This window comes from Streptomyces toyocaensis, assembly GCF_000725125.1.
GTDB lineage: Bacteria > Actinomycetota > Actinomycetes > Streptomycetales > Streptomycetaceae > Streptomyces > Streptomyces toyocaensis.
Genome location: NZ_JFCB01000020.1, coordinates 1 through 15,108 on the forward strand (window position 1 = coordinate 1; position 15,108 = coordinate 15,108).

The window sequence follows — 15,108 nt, forward strand, 5'->3', positions numbered from 1 at the left end:
GCCCGCGAGGTCCGCCGCCCCGTCCGCGCCGCCTGCGCCTGCGCCTGCGTCCGGGCCGCCTCGGCCGGACGGCGCACAGCTCGACTACAGCGCGCTCGTCCTGTGCGGGCCGGACGAACGGGACGGCCGCCGGGGCCGGCTGTTCCCCGCCGCCGGTTTCGACCCGGTGACCGCCGAGTACCGGCGGCGCGCCGAGGCGGTGGCCGCGCTGCCGCTCCCCGGACACACCGTGCGGCCCCGCGAGTCCGCCGGTTCCTTCGACCACCGCTTCGATGCCGCCGCCCCCGCCGACATTCCGTCGGACGGCACCTGGCACACCGTCACCGTCGGCGAGATCCCGGTGGGCCTGCGCACGGAGTACATCTGTGTGCCGTCCGTCGAACAGACCGCGTACACGACGCTGGTGCTCTCCAACGCGACCGAACAGGCCCTGCTCGCCGGACCCGTGGAGGTCACCGTCGACGAGGACTACCTGCTGACCGCCTCCTTGCCGACGCTCGCGCCGGGCGGTGTGTCCCGGGTGGGGCTCGGGCCGGCCGAGGCGATCGGCGTCTCGCGCCGTACGAGTCTGCACGAGTCGACCGCCGGTCTGCGCAACAACGTCACCGTGCTCGACCACCGCGTCCACGTGGAACTGGCCAACCGGCTCGGCGTACCGGTCTCCGTCGAGGTGCGCGAGCGCGTGCCCGTCACCTCGGAGGCGGACGTCCGGGTCGAGGAACGGGCCGACTGGACGGCGCCGGAGGAGGGCGACGGCCCGGAGCGGCACGTGCCGGGCACGCGTCTGTGGCGGGTCGAGCTGCCCGCCGGTGGCACCGCCGCCCTCGACGGCGGCTACGAGATCCGCGTCCCCGCCGGAAAGGCCCTCACGGGCGGCAACCGCAGGAGCTGACACACAGGCATGTCTACGTCATCGGAGCCGATCCCCGTGATTCCCCTGCCCGTCACCGCCGTCACCTGTACGGAGGACCGTGCTCACATCGAGCGGACCGCCGTGCTCGATCTGGAGGCCGGCACCCAGCGTCTGCTCCTGGGACCGGTCAGCGCGCTGGCCGTCGACCGTACCCTGCACGCGGAACTGACCGGCGGCCCTCCGGCGACCGTGCTGGACGTGCGGATCGTGCGCACGTGGACGCCGCGCGGACCGAGGCCCGGCGACGACGACTCCGCGCTGCGTCACCACGTGACGGGTCTCGAAGAGGAGAGGTCGGCGCTGGAGCAGCGGCGGGACCGGCTGCGTGCCCGTCTCGATCTGCTCGGTCGGCTCGCCGCCGACCTGCTGCGGGAGATCTCCGAGGGTGCCGGCTTCGGGGAATCGGAAAGGGACCGGTGGGCCCGGGAGCTGGACCGGGTGGACGGGGAACGCGACTCCCACGGCGAGCGGCTGCGCACGGTGGAGGCGCGGCTGGCCGGAGTCACCGCCGAACTCTCCGAGGTCCAGCGGGCCATGGAGGTGTCCGAGACGGCGCACGCGGAGCTGGTCGGTCACATCGTGCTGACCGTCCGGGCGACGGCGGCCGGGGAGGCCGAGCTGCGCCTGAACCACCTCACCCCGTGCGCACTGTGGCGGCCCGCCTACCGGGCCGTACTCGACGGGGAGCACCTCACCCTGGACACCGACGCGATCGTCTGGCAACGCACCGGCGAGGACTGGTCGAACGTGCCGGTGACCTTGTCGACCGCCCGTTCGGCCTCGGCCGCGGAGCCGCCCCGTTTCGGCGAGGACCGGCTGACGCTGACGGACCGCTCCGCAGCGGAGCGCCGTACCGTCCATGTCGACCTGCGCGAGGAGGAGGTCGCGGACCTGGGTCCCGTACCCGTGCTGGGACTGCCGGGAGTGGACGACGGCGGCGAGGTGCGGGTGCTCCGCTCCCCCGCCCCGGTCTCCGTGCCGGCGGACGGCCGCGCCCACCGCGTCCCGCTCTCCTCGTTCACCACGTCCGCACGGAGTGAGTACGCCTGTTCCCCCGAGCTGTCGCCCCTGGTCGACCAGGTGGTGCGCTTCGACAACCGGTCCGGTCACGCCCTGCTGGCCGGTCCCGTCGACCTCATCGGGGGCAGTGGCTTCCTCGGGCGGGGCACCCTGGACTTCACCGCCCCCGGTGCTCCCGTGGACCTCGCCTTCGGCAGCCGGGACGATCACCGGGTGCTGCGGCACACCGAGGAGACCCGTGACACCACCGGGATCACCCAGCGGACCGTCGTCACCCGGACCGTGCGGCTCGACCTCTCCCGGTTCTCCGCTCCCGGCGAGCACGACGACAGGGTGATCGTCCTCCGGGAGCGGGTCCCCGTCTCCGAGGTCTCGGCGGTGGAGGTGCGCGTGCGCCGGGACGCCTGCTCGCCCGTGCCCGACGCGATCGACGCGGAGGGCATCGTCCGCTGGGACGTCCCGCTGGCCCCCGGCAGCCGGCGCACGGTCACGCTGGTCTACGACATCTCGGCGAGCAGCAAGGTCACCGGCCTCTGAGCCACCAGACCCGACCGCGTTGCGGCCCGGTCCCCACCAGCGTCCAGTACTCACCGGACCTGTCGCCGCCCAGCAGCACCGAGCCGTGCTGGTAGTTCTGGCCAGCCACCGTCGGACGTCCGCCTCGGGCCGAGGAACGCCGCGTGCGAGGTGCCGGCCGCACCAGCGACCGCACGCCGGTCCGCGTCCGTCGCCGCCGGGTCGTCGTCGGTGACGGCCGTGGGGCTGCCGCCCCGGCCGTCGTGGCGCACGCACGCATCAACCACCGTGACATCCGGCCAGGACATCGGCCCCCCTCTGACCCTCGACGAACCGGCAACCGCGAACGGCGTTCCGCCGATGGCCGGACCTGGCCGCAACGGCCGACCGAAGGCGTCCCGGAGCGTACCGTCCTGCCTCAGCCGGGGCCGTGCTGCACCGGATAGTGGATGACGACCGCACCGCCGGTGGCGTAGTTGGCGACATCGGCGGCCACCCGTCGGCCGTGCTGCGACGCCCGCGCCGCGGCCATGGCGGCGGCGTCGGTGAAGTCGCCTTCGAAGATGGCAAAATACGGCACTTCTCCGTCGGTCGCCGCCACGTCGAAGCTGTAGCGCCACGCAAGCAGGCCGGGCATCTTCATGACCAGTGGAAGGTGGTTGGTCACGTAGTAGTCGCGGAAGTGGTCAGGGTCTGCGGGCTCGGAATACAGGACGACCAATTTATGCATGACGGTCTCCGTCCAGATCAGGGGGTCGGCGGGCTTGGAACACAGGACCACCAACTTATGCATGACGACCTGTCGCGCCTGGAGTGCTCCCGGGCAGTGCTCATCGGTTGGTCCCGGTCGCGACGGGGAGGAAGTCGGCGAAGCGAGGCGCGCCGGGCTCGTGCGGCACGCGCGTGGCGCGCGCGGCGAAGCTGACGGCGTGGTACCACCCGCACAGCAGAAGCAGATCGAGCAACTGGAGCTCATCGAAGACCGACACGAGCCGTGTCCACAGCGCGTCATCGATGTCGGAGCGCTCGTGCAGCGCATCGACAGCGAGGATGAGCAGCCGTTCACTCTCGGACGGCCAGCACTCGTCAGCGGGGCCGCCGTGCACCAGGGATGCCGTCTGCTCGCGGGTGAGTCCAACTCGCTCGGCGAACGTCATCATGTGCACGCCCCACTCGTACTCGCAGCCGCACAGCGCGCACGTCCGGTCGATGACGATCTCGCGTTCCCGCATGGTCAGGGTCAGCTCTCTGCCCAGCTCGTAGCGACCCCACCCGTGCATGGCGTCAGCCATGGAGATGTTTCTGGCGAACATCCGGAAAAGCCCGATCGGCGGGGCCTGCCCGGGCATCATGCGCGCGAGCAGTGCGCCGGCCTGGTCGGTGTACGGCGGGTCCAGCAGGGCTATCCGCGACATCGGCTCTCCCGTCGTGTTCGTTTCGAAATCAGAAACACCGAGTGGATGCTAGTGTTTCGAATAACGAAACACAAGGACTAGGAGGAGTATGCCGACACCGCGCCCAGGAGCACCGGTTCGCGGATCGACGACCGGCCGTCCCCTCATGGCCGCGATGGACCTGTTCGGCCGTCGGTGGGCGCTGCGAATCCTCTGGGAACTGCGTGCGGGTCCGCTCGGCGCCCGCGCGCTGCTGGCACGGTGCGAAGGGCTGTCGTCCAGCGTCCTCTACCAGCGGCTCCGTGAACTCACATCGAGCGGGATCATCTCCCCCTCGGTCGATGGCTACGAGCTCACTCAGCTGGGGACAGCGCTCGGCCACGCCCTCCGTCCGCTCGACGAATGGGCGATCACCTGGGCGCAGGAGCAAGAACACGACGATCAGGAGCCGCCCCCGGGTGACCCGCCGGATCCCGGAACGCGCAGGACGACGGCCGTCCGCGCTGCGCAAGACTCCGTGCGGGGCGCGTGAGGGTACGACCTGCGACGGAAACTCGCTACCGCGGTGGGCGTACCGCACGAAAGACTCGTCCCATGGCGGACATGAGCACGTTCCGGGAGGCGGTCACCGCGTGGGCGGCCGGTGGCTCCGGCGACGCGGCGCACGAACTGGCGGCACGACTGGGCGTCCGGACGGTCGTCCTGCTGGAAGGGCTGAGCGACGCAGCGGCGGTCGACGCGCTGGCCGCGAGCCGTGGCCGGGACCTGGCGGGAGAAGGGATCTGCGTGCTGCCGATGGGCGGTGCGATGAGCGTCGGGCGCTTCGCCGGTCTGGCCGGGCCACCCGGTCTCGGCCTGCGCCTGACGGGGCTGTGCGACGAGGCGGAGTACGGCTATTACGCCCGTGGCCTGGCCCGGGCCGGTGCGGACGGCCAGGGATGCCACGTCTGCGCGGCGGACCTGGAGGACGAACTCATCCGGGCACTCGGCGTGCAGCGGGTACGGGAGATCATCCGGGCGGAGGGCGACGAGCGCCCCCTGCGGACCTTCCTGCGCCAGCCCGCACAGCAGGGCCGCGCGCCGCAGCAGCAGCTCCGGCGTTTTCTCGGCACCAAGAAGGGGCGCAAGATCCAGTACGGCCGCGTCCTCGTCGAGGCCCTCGGCCCCGACCGCGTACCCGCCCCGCTCGACGGCCTGTTCGCGAGTCTCTGACGGCCGTAACCGGTCCCGGCGCCTGGGCCCGCGCGGGCGCCGTCCGGTCAGCCGCCTTTAATCGTCACGGTGACGGGCGTGCCGGTCTCGACGGTGCGGCTGACCGTGCAGAGACGGGCGTGGGACGCCTTCACCGCCCGGGGAAGGATCGCGCGGGCGCGGTCCGCGCCCTCACCGTCCGGAAAGGTGACGTCGAAGGTGACCACGAGACCGGTCATGCGGTTGCCCAGTTCGTCGCTGATCCTGTCGCCCGTCACCGATACCGAGAATCGGGCGGGCTCGGCGTGGCGGGCGGTGGCCACATCGACGTCAGCGGCCGTGCAGCCCCCGATCGCGGCGAGCAGGAGTTCGACCGGGGTGAATGCGGTGCTGTGGCCCCCACCGGCGGCCGTACCGAAGTGGAGGGTGCCCCCTCGGGCGTTGGTGGCGACGAAGTGGCCGGTGGCGGTTCGCTCGACGACGACGGAACGCTTGGAGTCTTCGCTCATGTGCCGACAGTAGTCGCGCGTGCGCGCGCACTCGGGGGTGGCGTCCCGGTCACCGGCAGTCCGGGATGGGAGCGGCGAGGGCGTCCAGCAGCAGGTCCGGCGGGAGAGCAGGAGCCGTCCGGCCGCGAAAGCCCGTGGTCGTCGTCGCGGCGAGCAGGGAGTTGAGCACCGCCTCCTCCACCGCGTCCAGGACCGCTTCGAACAGCGGGCCCAGTGCGGCGTCCGCCACGGGAGCGCCCACGTCCGGCCGCGTACCGAAGGCCACGGCGTAGTCACCGCTGCCGTGTCCGTAGGCCGCGCCCGTGCGGGCGAGGGCGAACACGGCCCGCCGTGCGACACGGGTGAGCTGCCGGGCGTCGAGCGGGGCGTCCGTGGCCACCACGATCATGCAGGAGCCGGTCTCCGCGTCGGGCTCACCGTCGTCGGATGCGAGGCCCAGGGACCACGGGGTGACGGTGCGGCCGAGGACCCGCAGGGTGCCGCCGAAGTTCGCCTGCACCAGCACGCCCAGGGTGGAGCGCCGGTCTCCCAGGTCGGGCGTGCGCGAGGAGGTGCCGATGCCGGCCTTGAACCCCAGGGCGACCGTGCCCGTGCCGGCGCCGACACAGCCCTCGGCCACCGGCCCGGCGGAGGCTCCGTCGAGGGCGGCCCGCACGTGCTCCTCGTGGACGGGCCGTGAGCGGATGTCGGAGAGCCAACCGTCGTTGCACTCCCCCACGACGGGATTCAGACTCTGCGTCCCCTCGCCTCCAGGCTGTTGGAGCATCCAGCCGACGAGGGCGTCGGCGACACGGAACGCCGACAGGGTGGAGGTGAGCAGTACGGGGGTCTCCAGCGCGCCGAGTTCCGTGAGCTGCGTCGTGCCGATGAGCTTGCCGTAGCCGTTGCCGGTGAACACGCCCGCGGGCAGGGGTGTACGGGGGCCCACCGCACCGGGCACGACGGCGGTGACCCCGCTGTGCACATCGGGGTGTCCGCGCACGCTGGTGTGCCCGACGCGGACGCCCGGCACATCGGTGATCGCGTCGAGAGGACCGGCCGGGATGCGTCCGATGACGATGCCGAGATCACGGGCCCGACGCCGGACGCCCGGCGCGGACGGGGGATGAGGCAGGGGATCCATACGACCGGACGGTACACAGGTACGCCGACGGCACCGGTGTCACCGACCGCGCCGATCAGCCTCCCGGCGTACGACGAGGTACCGCTCGAACCCGCACCTGAACCTGAACACGAGGGCCGGGCGGGTCCGGACACCGAGTTCCTCCGCCAACTCCCGTGTTCCGGACTCCTCGTAGGACTCACCGGCCTCCACACCGCCTCCCAGCGTGGCCGGGTCAGCCAGGGGCGGTCCACTCGTCCGGGCCGCCGCCGCGCCATTCGACCCGCGCGGACCGCCGCATCCAGTCGTCGTCGACGTCGTCCAGCCCGGCCAGGCGCAGGAACTCCACGACGTCCAGCAGCCCGTACGCCATGCCCAGGAAGTGGGTTCCCGCGCGGACGCGCCGACCGCCGTCCTCGCCGGGTGGATAGATCACGATGGGCTGGTCGCTCGCCATGACACCAGCGTGCTATGGGTGGCATCCGAGCGCATGCGGGGCACGCGCGGGCTCGTCGGCCGTCCGGCCGCCCCGTCGTCGTCACATCCGGGCGGCGCCGACGCGCGGGGCCGGGCTGCCCGGGAAGGACCGGTCGCCGAAGAGGATGCGGCCGGCCGCGGCCCGGCCCAGCGGTGTGCGCAACAGGGTGAACGCCGCTGTCGTCGCCGCCGGTGTGCTCACGTGGGCCGGCGCCCTGCGCGATGAGAGGCGTCCCCCGGACGGCCGACCCGCGGTCAGGCTCCAGCCGCAGGCAGGGGTCCAGGCCGCCGACGGGTGCCGGGCCCCGCGGCGCTCCACCGTCTCGGGACGCGCGGCCGGTGGTCGCTCGCGCCCGACCGGATCGGGCACAGGATGTCGGGTGCGGGGGTGGGCGCGCTGCCTAGCGTGGTGATCGCGAGAGAGGAAGGAGGCCGGGGCGTGCTGGAGCGGCTCAACCAGACGATGGACCACATCGAGCGGCATCTCGACCAGCCGGTCGACGTGGCCGAACTGGCTCGTGTGGCGGCCACGTCGGAGTACCACCTGCGCAGGATGTTCTCCGCGCTCGCGGGGATGCCGCTGTCGGAGTACATCCGGCGCAGGCGGCTCACCGTCGCGGGGGCCGAGGTGCTCGGCGGGCGCGGAACGCTGCTGGAGATCGCGACGCGGTACGGCTACGGCTCGGGCGAGGCGTTCGCGCGGGCGTTCCGCGTCGTGCACGGTGTGAGCCCGGGAGAGGCGCGGCGCACGGGCTCCGCGCTCGTCTCCCAGCCCCGGCTGACCTTCCGCCTCACCGTCGAAGGGAGCAACAGCATGCGCTATCGCGTGACGGAACGGCCGGCCTTCAGCGTCGTCGGCCCCAGGACCAGGGTGCCACTGGTGCACACGGGGCCGAACCAGGCGATCATCGACTTCGTCCGCGGGATCGACCGGCAGACGCTCGAACGCCTGGCGGAACTGTCGGACCAGGAGCCGCAGGGCATCGTCGCCGTCTGCGACGACCTGGACCCGAGCCGTGCCGAGGGCACCGAACTGGACTAATACCACGGGGTGATCACGACGGCGCCCGTCCCCGAGGGCACCGCCGTCCTCCCCGTCCCGGCCGGCACCTGGGCGGTGTTCACCGCCTCGGGTCCGGTCCCGGAGGCCATCCAGTACCTGTGGCGGGACGTGTTCACCGAGTGGTTCCCGTCCAATCCCTACCGCAGCCGGCCCGGGCCGGAGATCCTGCGCACCCGGATGTCGCCGGACCACACCGAGGCCGACGCGGAGCTGTGGCTCCCGGTGGAGCGGGAGGACCGGTAGGGCCCGCCGGCCGGTCAGACCCCGTCCGGCAGTCCCGCTTCGCTCGCGTCCGCTCCCCATGCGTGCGCGCACAGGGCCCGTTCGACGACGTCGGTGTAGAAGGCGGCGGCGAGCCAGGTCAGGGTGAAGCGGCCGGTGTCGGCCGGGAGCAGACGGCCGAAGGCGTCACGGGAGCGGTCTGCGGCGGCGGCGTGCAGATCGTCGAGGAGACCGGCCGCCGTGGCGAGGCCGAGACGGCGCAGGCGGACGGCGTCGCCCGGCGTGCTCCCCGCGAAGGCGAGGACCCGGCGGCCGCCCGACACCGCCTGGTGGACGCGGCGGCGCAGCAGGTGCAGCGGTGCCTCGTCCACGGTGGGGGCGGTGTCGGCCGGGGGCGCGACCGCCCCGGCGGGCAGATCCGCTCGCTGGAGGCGGTCCAGGCCCAGGTCCACCCGGGCGTCCGGGCCGGTGGGGTGTTCGGTGGCCAGGAGCAGGGCACGGGGGACCGGTCCGGGCACCAGGCGCGCGACGATCCGCACCCGGCTGCCGACGGCGGCGGCCAGCAGGCGGAGGTTGTCGCGGCAGGGCAGTGAGGGGTCGTCATGGGCGGCGGCCAGCCGCAGGGACACTCCCCCGCAGTCCGCCAGCAGACAGTCGCCCGTCGTCTCGCGCACGGTGCCGGTGAGGGTCACCTCGAGGAACAGCAGGTCCTGTCCGCCGCTCAGGGCCCGCGTCACTTGTGCGGTGGCGGGCACGGCCCACAGCCGGTCCAGCGGCTCGGCGCGCCATGCGGCGCCCGGCGCGCGGACCGCTCGTACCCCGGCGCCCGCGCCGAGGCGGCCCGTCGGGGAGACGGTGGCACCGGACACGGCCAGCCCCGCGCGCGACAGTTCACGGTGGGTCAGAGCGGTGTCTCCCATGCGTACGGCCCGGTCGGCGGCCCCGGCCGCCCGTGCGGGTCCGCCCGGTGCCACGTCCGACACCGTGTACAGGCGTCCGTCGGCGTCGGTGGTCCAGGTGACCGCGCCCGCGTGGCCGGTGGCCGTGAGGACGGGCTCGGAGAAGAGCCCGTACAGGCGCAGGGAGCCGTCGGGACGGTACGGCTGCCGCACCGTGCCGCGCAGTTCGGTCAGCTCCTGGCCGGTGGCGTGCGGGAGGCGGTGGGCGACGCCCAGGACACCGGACAGCGCGCCGGCGAGGTCGGTGAGCCGGTACCCGGGGTCGGCGGTGCGGGCCGCCCGGACCGCGGTCACCACGGAGACGGCCGCGGCGGATGCCCTCGGCAGGCCGGCGAGACGCGCGGTGTGCGCGGCGTGCAGGAGTCCTGCCTGGAGCACCGCGCCGGCGCCGTCCGTACCGGCCTCCAGGACGGCGGCGGCCGCGTCGAACACCTCCCGTGCTGCGGCACGTTGTGCGGCGGTGGCGGTCCCGGCCGCCGTCTCGCCGCTGGTCGGCCCCGGCCGCGCCGCCGGTTGCGCTTCCGTCTGCTCCGTCCCGTCCCGCGTCGCGGTGGCCCGGCCGGGTTCCGGTGCCGGGGCGTCGTCGGCGACCGGGGCGGCCGATGCGGCGGCCGCGCGGTGCAGACAGGCGGGGGCCAGCAGACAGCCGCAGTGGATCGCGTCGGCGCCGGTCACCACTCCGCCGGGGGCGCTCAGGACGAGATCCGTCCCGTCGTCGACGGCGATCCGCACGGTGTCGCCCTCACGGGTGACCGGACGGGTGAGGAGCTTGGTGACGCCCGCGTCCAGCCGCTTGCGCAGCCGGGGCGGGAGCGCCGCGACGAGTTCGGCGGTGACGGACGGGGCGACCGGAGGCAGGTCCGGGCTCATGCGATCTTCTCCCCTACCCAGCGGGCGAGTTCGAGCGGGCTGAGGGCGGCGACGGGCATGCCCGCCGCGACGAGCTGACCGGCGACGCCCGTGGAGTATCGGGGCCGTCCGGTGTCGTCGAGGCTCGCGCAGCCCAGGACGTGGCAGCCGGCCGAGACCAGCGCGCGGACCTCGCCGAGCAGACCACCGAGCGGATAGCCCTCCTCGAAGTCGCTGACGACCACGACGAGGGTGCGCGACGGCACGGTGACGAGCTCGCGCGCGTGCCGCAGTCCCGCCGCGATGTGGGTGCCGCCGCCGACGCTGACCTCCAGCAGCAGGGACAGCGGGTCGTCGACGTGCCCGGTGAGGTCGACGACCTCCGTGGAGAAGGCCAGGAAGTGGGTGGAAAGGGTGGGTACGCCCGCCAGGACGGAGGCGGTCAGCGCGGCCCACACCGTGGAGGCCTCCATGGATCCCGACACGTCCGTGACCAGGACCAGCCGCCAGTCGGCGGTCCGGCGTCCCCGGGCGCGGAAGACCGGGTGTTCGGGAATCACCGAGACGGTGCCGTCCGGGTTCCGGCGCGCGGTCGCCAGGTTGGCCCGCAGCGTGCGGGGCAGGTCCAGGCCACCGCCGGGGCGTCGGCTGGGGCGGGGCAGGGCCGTGCCGTGCAGGGCGGGGCGCAGGCGGGTGGCCAGCTGCCTGGTCAGTGCGTCGACCAGGCGCCGCACGAGGGGGCGCAGTGCGGCCAGTCGGGCCTCGGGCAGTCCGCCCGCGTGGCGCAGCACGGTGCGCAGCAGGTCCACCGAGGGGCGTGCGCTGTCCGCGTCGAGTTCGGTGAGGACGTCGCCGCGGCCCGACGAGGCGGCCGCCGCGAGCACTTCCTCCCGGATGCCCGGCCCGAAGAGCGCGGCCAGTTCCTCGGACCACTCCCGTACACCGGGATACGGCGCCTCGCGTCCCCCGCCCGTCCCCGGGCCCGCGAGGTTCCCCCGGCTGCCTTCGCCACGTCCACTGCCGTACAGCTCGTCCAGCGCGGTCGCGAGCGGAGCCGCGGACGGCGGCAGCGCGTCGGTGCGGCGGCCGAGCAGGAGGCGCCAGCGGTCGGCGGGGGTGAGGACGTCGTCCTCGGAGCGCAGGGTCCCGGTGCCGGCGCCGCCGTCCACCGCCGGACCGTCCGGTCCGGACCGCGCCGTGCCGTCCGGGGCGGGTTTCACGGCGGCGTGCCGCGGGGCGTCGCCGTCCGCGGCACCACTGCCGTTCCCCTCCGGTGGGCCGCCCCGCGCATCGCCCTCCGCCGGGTCCGCCCCGGCCGGAACGGTGCGGGCCCCGGGCAGGAGGCCCAGTGACCGCAGCCTTGCGCGGGCCGCGAGGTCCGCCCCTGTCCACGCGGCGAGAGCGGCCGGGTCGACGCCGTCCGTGCCGGCGACGTGCGCCGTGCCGAGGCGCTCCTCGACGGAGGCCAAGAGCCGGTCGCGGGCCGCGGGGCTCAGGGTGTCGAAGCCTGCGCGCAGCGCGGGCAGCCGGTCGAGGAACGCCCGGTCGGGCAGTTCGGACACCCGGGTGAGCAGTGGTTCCAGGGCGGGCCTGGCCGCCTCCAGCAGGGGGCCGGCGGCGGTCAGCAGTCCGCTGAGGCGGGCGGTGAGCGCGGCGCGGGAGCCGGGGTCGGTGGCCGTGTCGACCCAGGAGGCCACACGGTCGCCGAAGGCCCGCGCGTCCTCGTGCCCGAGCAGCACGCGCACGGCTCCCGCGGCACCGCGCATCAGCGGGGAGCCGTCGGCCGACAGGCGGACCAGGGCGTCGGCGAGCCGGATGCCGCCCAGCAGGTCCGCCCGGTGGGAGAGTTCGAGCAGGGCGTGCGCGTCGGCCGGGTCCTCGGATCCGGTCAGGCCGTCCACCTGGCGTACCGCGGCCGCCGTGAGCAGTTCCGCGACGGCGGCCGCCCGGGCCTCGCGGTCCGGTTCGGCAGCGAGCCCGGGGACGTGGCCGGCCCGCAGCCGGTCCAGCAGGGCCAGGCCGGAGAGGAGCTCCGGCAGGGTGCCGGCCCGGGGCAGCACGTCGGCGATGTCGCCGAGCCGTTCGTCCGCCAGGCCGGGCAGGCCGCACCGAGCCGCCTGCCCGAGCCCCGAGAGGGCCTGTGCTGCCGTCGGTCCGCCCTCGTCGCCCTCCGCGCGGCGCCGTTCCCGCAGGACGCCTTCGGCGGCCTGCTCCGGGGTGACTCCCCGCATGCCGGCGGCGGACAGCACGGCCGCGGTGGCGGGGGTCCAGCGCACCTCCCAGCGGGAGGTGAGCGCCTCGGCGCCGCCCGCGCCGGCGACCTCCTTGGGCTCCCCGTAGGGCACCCCGCACACCATCAGGCGGTGCAGCAGCAGTTCCCGGCGCCGGTCGAGCTCGGACCGCAGCGGGTCCAGCCGCAGGTCCCGCGCCGGGCCGCCCGACTCGGGGCCGGGCAGGCCGAGCCGTGCCACCTCGGTCTCGACGGCGGGGGCGAGGCCACTGCGCGGTGCCTGCGGGGCGGGGCGCCCGCTGCGCGTGCCGACGAGGACGCGTTCCATCGCCCGCGCCACGGCTCTGCCCCGCCCGTACGGCTCGCCCTGGGCGAGCACCGTCTGCACGGCCTCGACCAGTTCACCGCGGCCCGCCGCGGGCAGGCCGCGCAGCCGGGCGAGGTCCGAGGCGAGCCGGCTGATCTCCCGTGCGTCGGCGGGCCCCGACGGGTGGCCGAGTGCGCGCAGTTCGGCGCAGACCCGTACGGCCGCCCGGGTCAGAGCCTCCTCGAGCGCCGCGGGGTCCCCCGCCGCGCGCAGCACCATGTCCTGCCACTCGGGATCGCGGATGCCCGCGGGGTAGCCGGACCGCTCGTCGAGGAGGGCGTAGGAGTACGGGATGAGGGAGGTGGTCCAGCCCGGCCGCCGCGTGCCGTCGGCGGGTCCGGGCTCCTCTCCCGTGCCGGCTCCCGTGTCCTTCCGCACGAGTGCCGGGGCGTGGAAGGCGCCGACCACCACGGCGGCCCGTTCCCCCCGGGCGGTGGCCTCGGCCAGCCGGGCGCGCATCCAGCGCTCACGCCGCAGGTCCAGCTCCGGCACGCCGCCCGAGGCGGCCGCGTCCGCGCGCAGGGCCCACCCGGTGAGCAGGGCGGCCCGGCGCAGGGCCTCGGGCGGGGAACCCGGGGCGGTCGCCTCGACGAGCCTGTCCCAGAGGTCGTCCCCCGGCCGGCCCGTCAGCCGGGCCCGCACGGCGGTGGCGAGACCGGGGCGGCCGGCCTCCGCTCCCCCGGCCCGCCGGTCAGCGGCCCAGGCGGGGTCGGTGAGCGGCAGGTCGCAGGCGACCACCGGCACGTCCTTCCCGGCGGCCCAGCGCACGGCGGCGAGTTCGGGGGAGAAGTCGGCGAACGGGTAGAACGCCGGTCCCCCGCCGCTCCCGTCACCGGGAGCGGCGGCCAGCGCCACCGGGGCCCGTGTGTCCTCGTGCGCGAGCCAGGGCAGCCACTGCTGCATCTCGGCGGGCAGTTCGACGAGCAGCACCTCGGGCCTCGCCTCGTCCAGCAGCGCAGGCACGGCCGCGGCGAGGGAGGGCGCGTGGTGCCGTACGCCGACGAGATAGGGCGCGGACGGGCCGGTGAGGAGGGCGAGCGCCTCACCGGGCGGGAGGGGCGCGCCCTCGGGCGCCGTTCCGTGGGAGAGGGACACGGCTGTCAGCCCTCCAGGACCGTACGCAGGTCCCACAGGGTGCGCCAGGTGGCGGAGCCCTGTTCGGCGCGGCGCCGGACGGGGCCGTCCCAGTAGCCGCGCAGCCGGGCGGCGTCGGCGGGGTCATCCTTGCGGACCACGCCGAGCAGATGGCCCGGCAGCAGTCCGAGCACGTCACGGTCGCCCGGGAAGTAGGCCGCCGCGAGGGCCAGCGCGCCGGCGACGGACACGGCCTCCGCGGTGCTCATCACCGTCGAGGGCCGCTCGACCTCCCAGCCCTCCGCCGACCGGCCCTCGCGCAGGTCGCGGAAAGCGGTGACCAGGGCCTCCAGCACGGCGTCGTCGACCTGGAACGGCGCCCCGGCCCGCTCCACGGACGTCCGGGCCTGGCCGCGCACCAGCGCGGTCTCCGCGTCGATGTCCCCGATGGGGCCGACCGTCTCGAAGTTGAAGCGGCGCTTGAGGGCCGCGGACATCTCGGACACGCCCTTGTCGCGGAGGTTGGCGGTGGCGATGAGGGTGAACCCGGGTGCCGCGTGCGCCAGCGCGTCCTCGGTGCCGGACAGTTCGGGGACGGCGATCCGCCGTTCGGAGAGCAACGACACCAGTGAGTCCTGTACTTCGGGCAGGCAGCGGGTGACCTCCTCGACACGGGCGACGGCGCCGCGGGTCATGGCGGTGAGCACGGGCGAGGGCACGAGGGCCTGCCGGGTGGGGCCCTGGGCCAGCAGCAGGGCGTAGTTCCAGCCGTACTTGAGCTGGTCCTCGGTGGTGCCGGCGGTGCCCTGCACGACCAGCCCACTGGTGCCGCACACGGCGGCGGAGAGCAGTTCCGACAGCATCGACTTGGCGGTGCCGGGCTCGCCGACGAGCAGCAGACCGCGCTCCCCCGCAAGGGTCACCACGCACCGTTCGACCAGTGCCCGGTCACCGACGAACTTGTCCTCGACGACCAGGCGGCGCGGCATCCCGTCGGGAACCTCGGCGCCGTCGGGCAGTGTCAGGGCGCTTCCGGCGCTGCCCATCACGAACGTGACGACGGCGCGGGGCGTGAGCCGCCAGGCGGGCGGGCGCGGCCCGTCGTCGTGGGCTGCGAGGAAGGCCAGTTCCGTCGCGTACCGCTCCTCGGGCGGGACGATCTGGCGGGCCGGGGACGGGGACGGGGTGGTGGTCATCGGTGTGGTGTCTTCCGGGTGCGGGC

Annotated in this window: 14 protein-coding genes and 1 pseudogene; 5 read left to right on the forward strand and 10 right to left on the reverse strand. The window is 74.7% G+C overall.

Going from position 1 to position 15,108, the window contains the following annotated elements; translation table 11 throughout:
• Together BU52_RS20945 and BU52_RS20950 are read left to right on the forward strand one after the other, a co-directional pair.
• On the forward strand, nucleotides 1-892 hold an 892-nt coding region (locus BU52_RS20945; protein WP_037936654.1), incomplete at its 5' end, for a DUF4139 domain-containing protein.
• 9 nt (nucleotides 893-901) lie between these two features.
• Complete coding sequence (locus BU52_RS20950; RefSeq protein WP_037936656.1) at nucleotides 902-2,470, forward strand: mucoidy inhibitor MuiA family protein; 1,569 nt, start codon at nucleotides 902-904, stop codon at nucleotides 2,468-2,470.
• Between the two features lie 397 nt (nucleotides 2,471-2,867).
• Here the strand turns inward: BU52_RS20950 and BU52_RS20955 are convergent, their stop codons facing one another.
• Together BU52_RS20955 and BU52_RS20960 are read right to left on the reverse strand one after the other, a co-directional pair.
• A complete protein-coding gene (locus BU52_RS20955) occupies nucleotides 2,868-3,179 on the reverse strand; it encodes an EthD family reductase (RefSeq protein WP_037936852.1) in 312 nt (103 codons plus the stop codon).
• A 100-nt stretch (nucleotides 3,180-3,279) separates the two neighbouring features.
• Nucleotides 3,280-3,864 (reverse strand): carboxymuconolactone decarboxylase family protein, encoded by a 585-nt coding sequence (locus BU52_RS20960; RefSeq protein WP_037936658.1) that lies wholly within the window; start codon nucleotides 3,862-3,864, stop codon nucleotides 3,280-3,282.
• 145 nt (nucleotides 3,865-4,009) lie between these two features.
• Here BU52_RS20960 and BU52_RS20965 point away from each other — a divergent pair, with 145 nt between their 5' ends.
• On the forward strand, nucleotides 4,010-4,375 hold the full coding sequence (locus tag BU52_RS20965; RefSeq protein WP_051858409.1) for a winged helix-turn-helix transcriptional regulator: 366 nt from the start codon (nucleotides 4,010-4,012) through the stop codon (nucleotides 4,373-4,375).
• 62 nt (nucleotides 4,376-4,437) lie between these two features.
• Nucleotides 4,438-5,055: a TOPRIM nucleotidyl transferase/hydrolase domain-containing protein gene (locus BU52_RS20970; RefSeq protein WP_037936661.1), complete on the forward strand. Its 618-nt coding sequence runs from the start codon at nucleotides 4,438-4,440 to the stop codon at nucleotides 5,053-5,055.
• 47 nt (nucleotides 5,056-5,102) lie between these two features.
• Here the strand turns inward: BU52_RS20970 and BU52_RS20975 are convergent, their stop codons facing one another.
• The 5 genes from BU52_RS20975 to BU52_RS33865 form a co-directional block, all read right to left on the reverse strand.
• The gene (locus BU52_RS20975) at nucleotides 5,103-5,543 is read right to left on the reverse strand and encodes an OsmC family protein (protein ID WP_037936662.1); all 441 of its coding nucleotides are present in this window, start codon (nucleotides 5,541-5,543) and stop codon (nucleotides 5,103-5,105) included.
• Nucleotides 5,544-5,592: 49 nt separating this feature from the next.
• Nucleotides 5,593-6,666: a P1 family peptidase gene (locus BU52_RS20980; RefSeq protein ID WP_037936664.1), complete on the reverse strand. Its 1,074-nt coding sequence runs from the start codon at nucleotides 6,664-6,666 to the stop codon at nucleotides 5,593-5,595.
• A gap of 39 nt (nucleotides 6,667-6,705) precedes the next feature.
• Nucleotides 6,706-6,888 carry an NUDIX domain-containing protein gene (locus BU52_RS37010; RefSeq protein ID WP_157847896.1) on the reverse strand — a complete coding sequence of 61 codons (183 nt, stop codon included), beginning with the start codon at nucleotides 6,886-6,888 and terminating at the stop codon, nucleotides 6,706-6,708.
• A complete protein-coding gene (locus BU52_RS20985; RefSeq protein WP_037936667.1) occupies nucleotides 6,881-7,102 on the reverse strand; it encodes a hypothetical protein in 222 nt (73 codons plus the stop codon). Before BU52_RS20985 ends, BU52_RS37010 begins: the two co-directional genes overlap by 8 nt.
• An 81-nt stretch (nucleotides 7,103-7,183) precedes the next feature.
• Nucleotides 7,184-7,324, reverse strand: a complete 141-nt coding sequence (locus BU52_RS33865; protein ID WP_407702054.1) for a hypothetical protein — start codon at nucleotides 7,322-7,324, stop codon at nucleotides 7,184-7,186.
• Between the two features lie 237 nt (nucleotides 7,325-7,561).
• Between BU52_RS33865 and BU52_RS20990 the strand changes: the two are divergent.
• Nucleotides 7,562-8,428: pseudogene (locus tag BU52_RS20990) on the forward strand (AraC family transcriptional regulator).
• Nucleotides 8,429-8,442: 14 nt separating this feature from the next.
• On the opposite strand, the gene BU52_RS20995 reads toward BU52_RS20990, so the two are convergent.
• Genes BU52_RS20995 through BU52_RS21005 form a run of 3 tightly spaced genes read right to left on the reverse strand, consistent with a single transcriptional unit; the run spans nucleotide 8,443 to nucleotide 15,082 of the window.
• Nucleotides 8,443-10,236: a hypothetical protein gene (locus BU52_RS20995; RefSeq protein WP_037936669.1), complete on the reverse strand. Its 1,794-nt coding sequence runs from the start codon at nucleotides 10,234-10,236 to the stop codon at nucleotides 8,443-8,445.
• Entirely contained in the window at nucleotides 10,233-13,907 is a 3,675-nt protein-coding gene (locus BU52_RS21000) for a vWA domain-containing protein (protein ID WP_037936674.1), read from the reverse strand. The genes BU52_RS20995 and BU52_RS21000 overlap by 4 nt, the downstream gene beginning before the upstream one ends.
• Before the next feature lie 5 nt (nucleotides 13,908-13,912).
• On the reverse strand, nucleotides 13,913-15,082 hold the full coding sequence (locus BU52_RS21005; protein ID WP_037936677.1) for an ATP-binding protein: 1,170 nt from the start codon (nucleotides 15,080-15,082) through the stop codon (nucleotides 13,913-13,915).
• Nucleotides 15,083-15,108 lie beyond the last annotated feature (26 nt).

Excerpts from the sequence above, each read along its gene's own strand:
- BU52_RS20950 (WP_037936656.1), top strand. The coding sequence starts at position 902 with ATGTCTACGTCATCGGAGCCGATCCCCGTGATTCCCCTGCCCGTCACC.
- BU52_RS20955 (WP_037936852.1), bottom strand. The coding sequence starts at position 3,179 with ATGCATAAATTGGTCGTCCTGTATTCCGAGCCCGCAGACCCTGACCAC.
- BU52_RS20960 (WP_037936658.1), bottom strand. The coding sequence starts at position 3,864 with ATGTCGCGGATAGCCCTGCTGGACCCGCCGTACACCGACCAGGCCGGC.
- BU52_RS20965 (WP_051858409.1), top strand. The coding sequence starts at position 4,010 with ATGGCCGCGATGGACCTGTTCGGCCGTCGGTGGGCGCTGCGAATCCTC.
- BU52_RS20970 (WP_037936661.1), top strand. The coding sequence starts at position 4,438 with ATGGCGGACATGAGCACGTTCCGGGAGGCGGTCACCGCGTGGGCGGCC.
- BU52_RS20975 (WP_037936662.1), bottom strand. The coding sequence starts at position 5,543 with ATGAGCGAAGACTCCAAGCGTTCCGTCGTCGTCGAGCGAACCGCCACC.
- BU52_RS20980 (WP_037936664.1), bottom strand. The coding sequence starts at position 6,666 with ATGGATCCCCTGCCTCATCCCCCGTCCGCGCCGGGCGTCCGGCGTCGG.
- BU52_RS20985 (WP_037936667.1), bottom strand. The coding sequence starts at position 7,102 with ATGGCGAGCGACCAGCCCATCGTGATCTATCCACCCGGCGAGGACGGC.
- BU52_RS20995 (WP_037936669.1), bottom strand. The coding sequence starts at position 10,236 with ATGAGCCCGGACCTGCCTCCGGTCGCCCCGTCCGTCACCGCCGAACTC.
- BU52_RS21005 (WP_037936677.1), bottom strand. The coding sequence starts at position 15,082 with ATGACCACCACCCCGTCCCCGTCCCCGGCCCGCCAGATCGTCCCGCCC.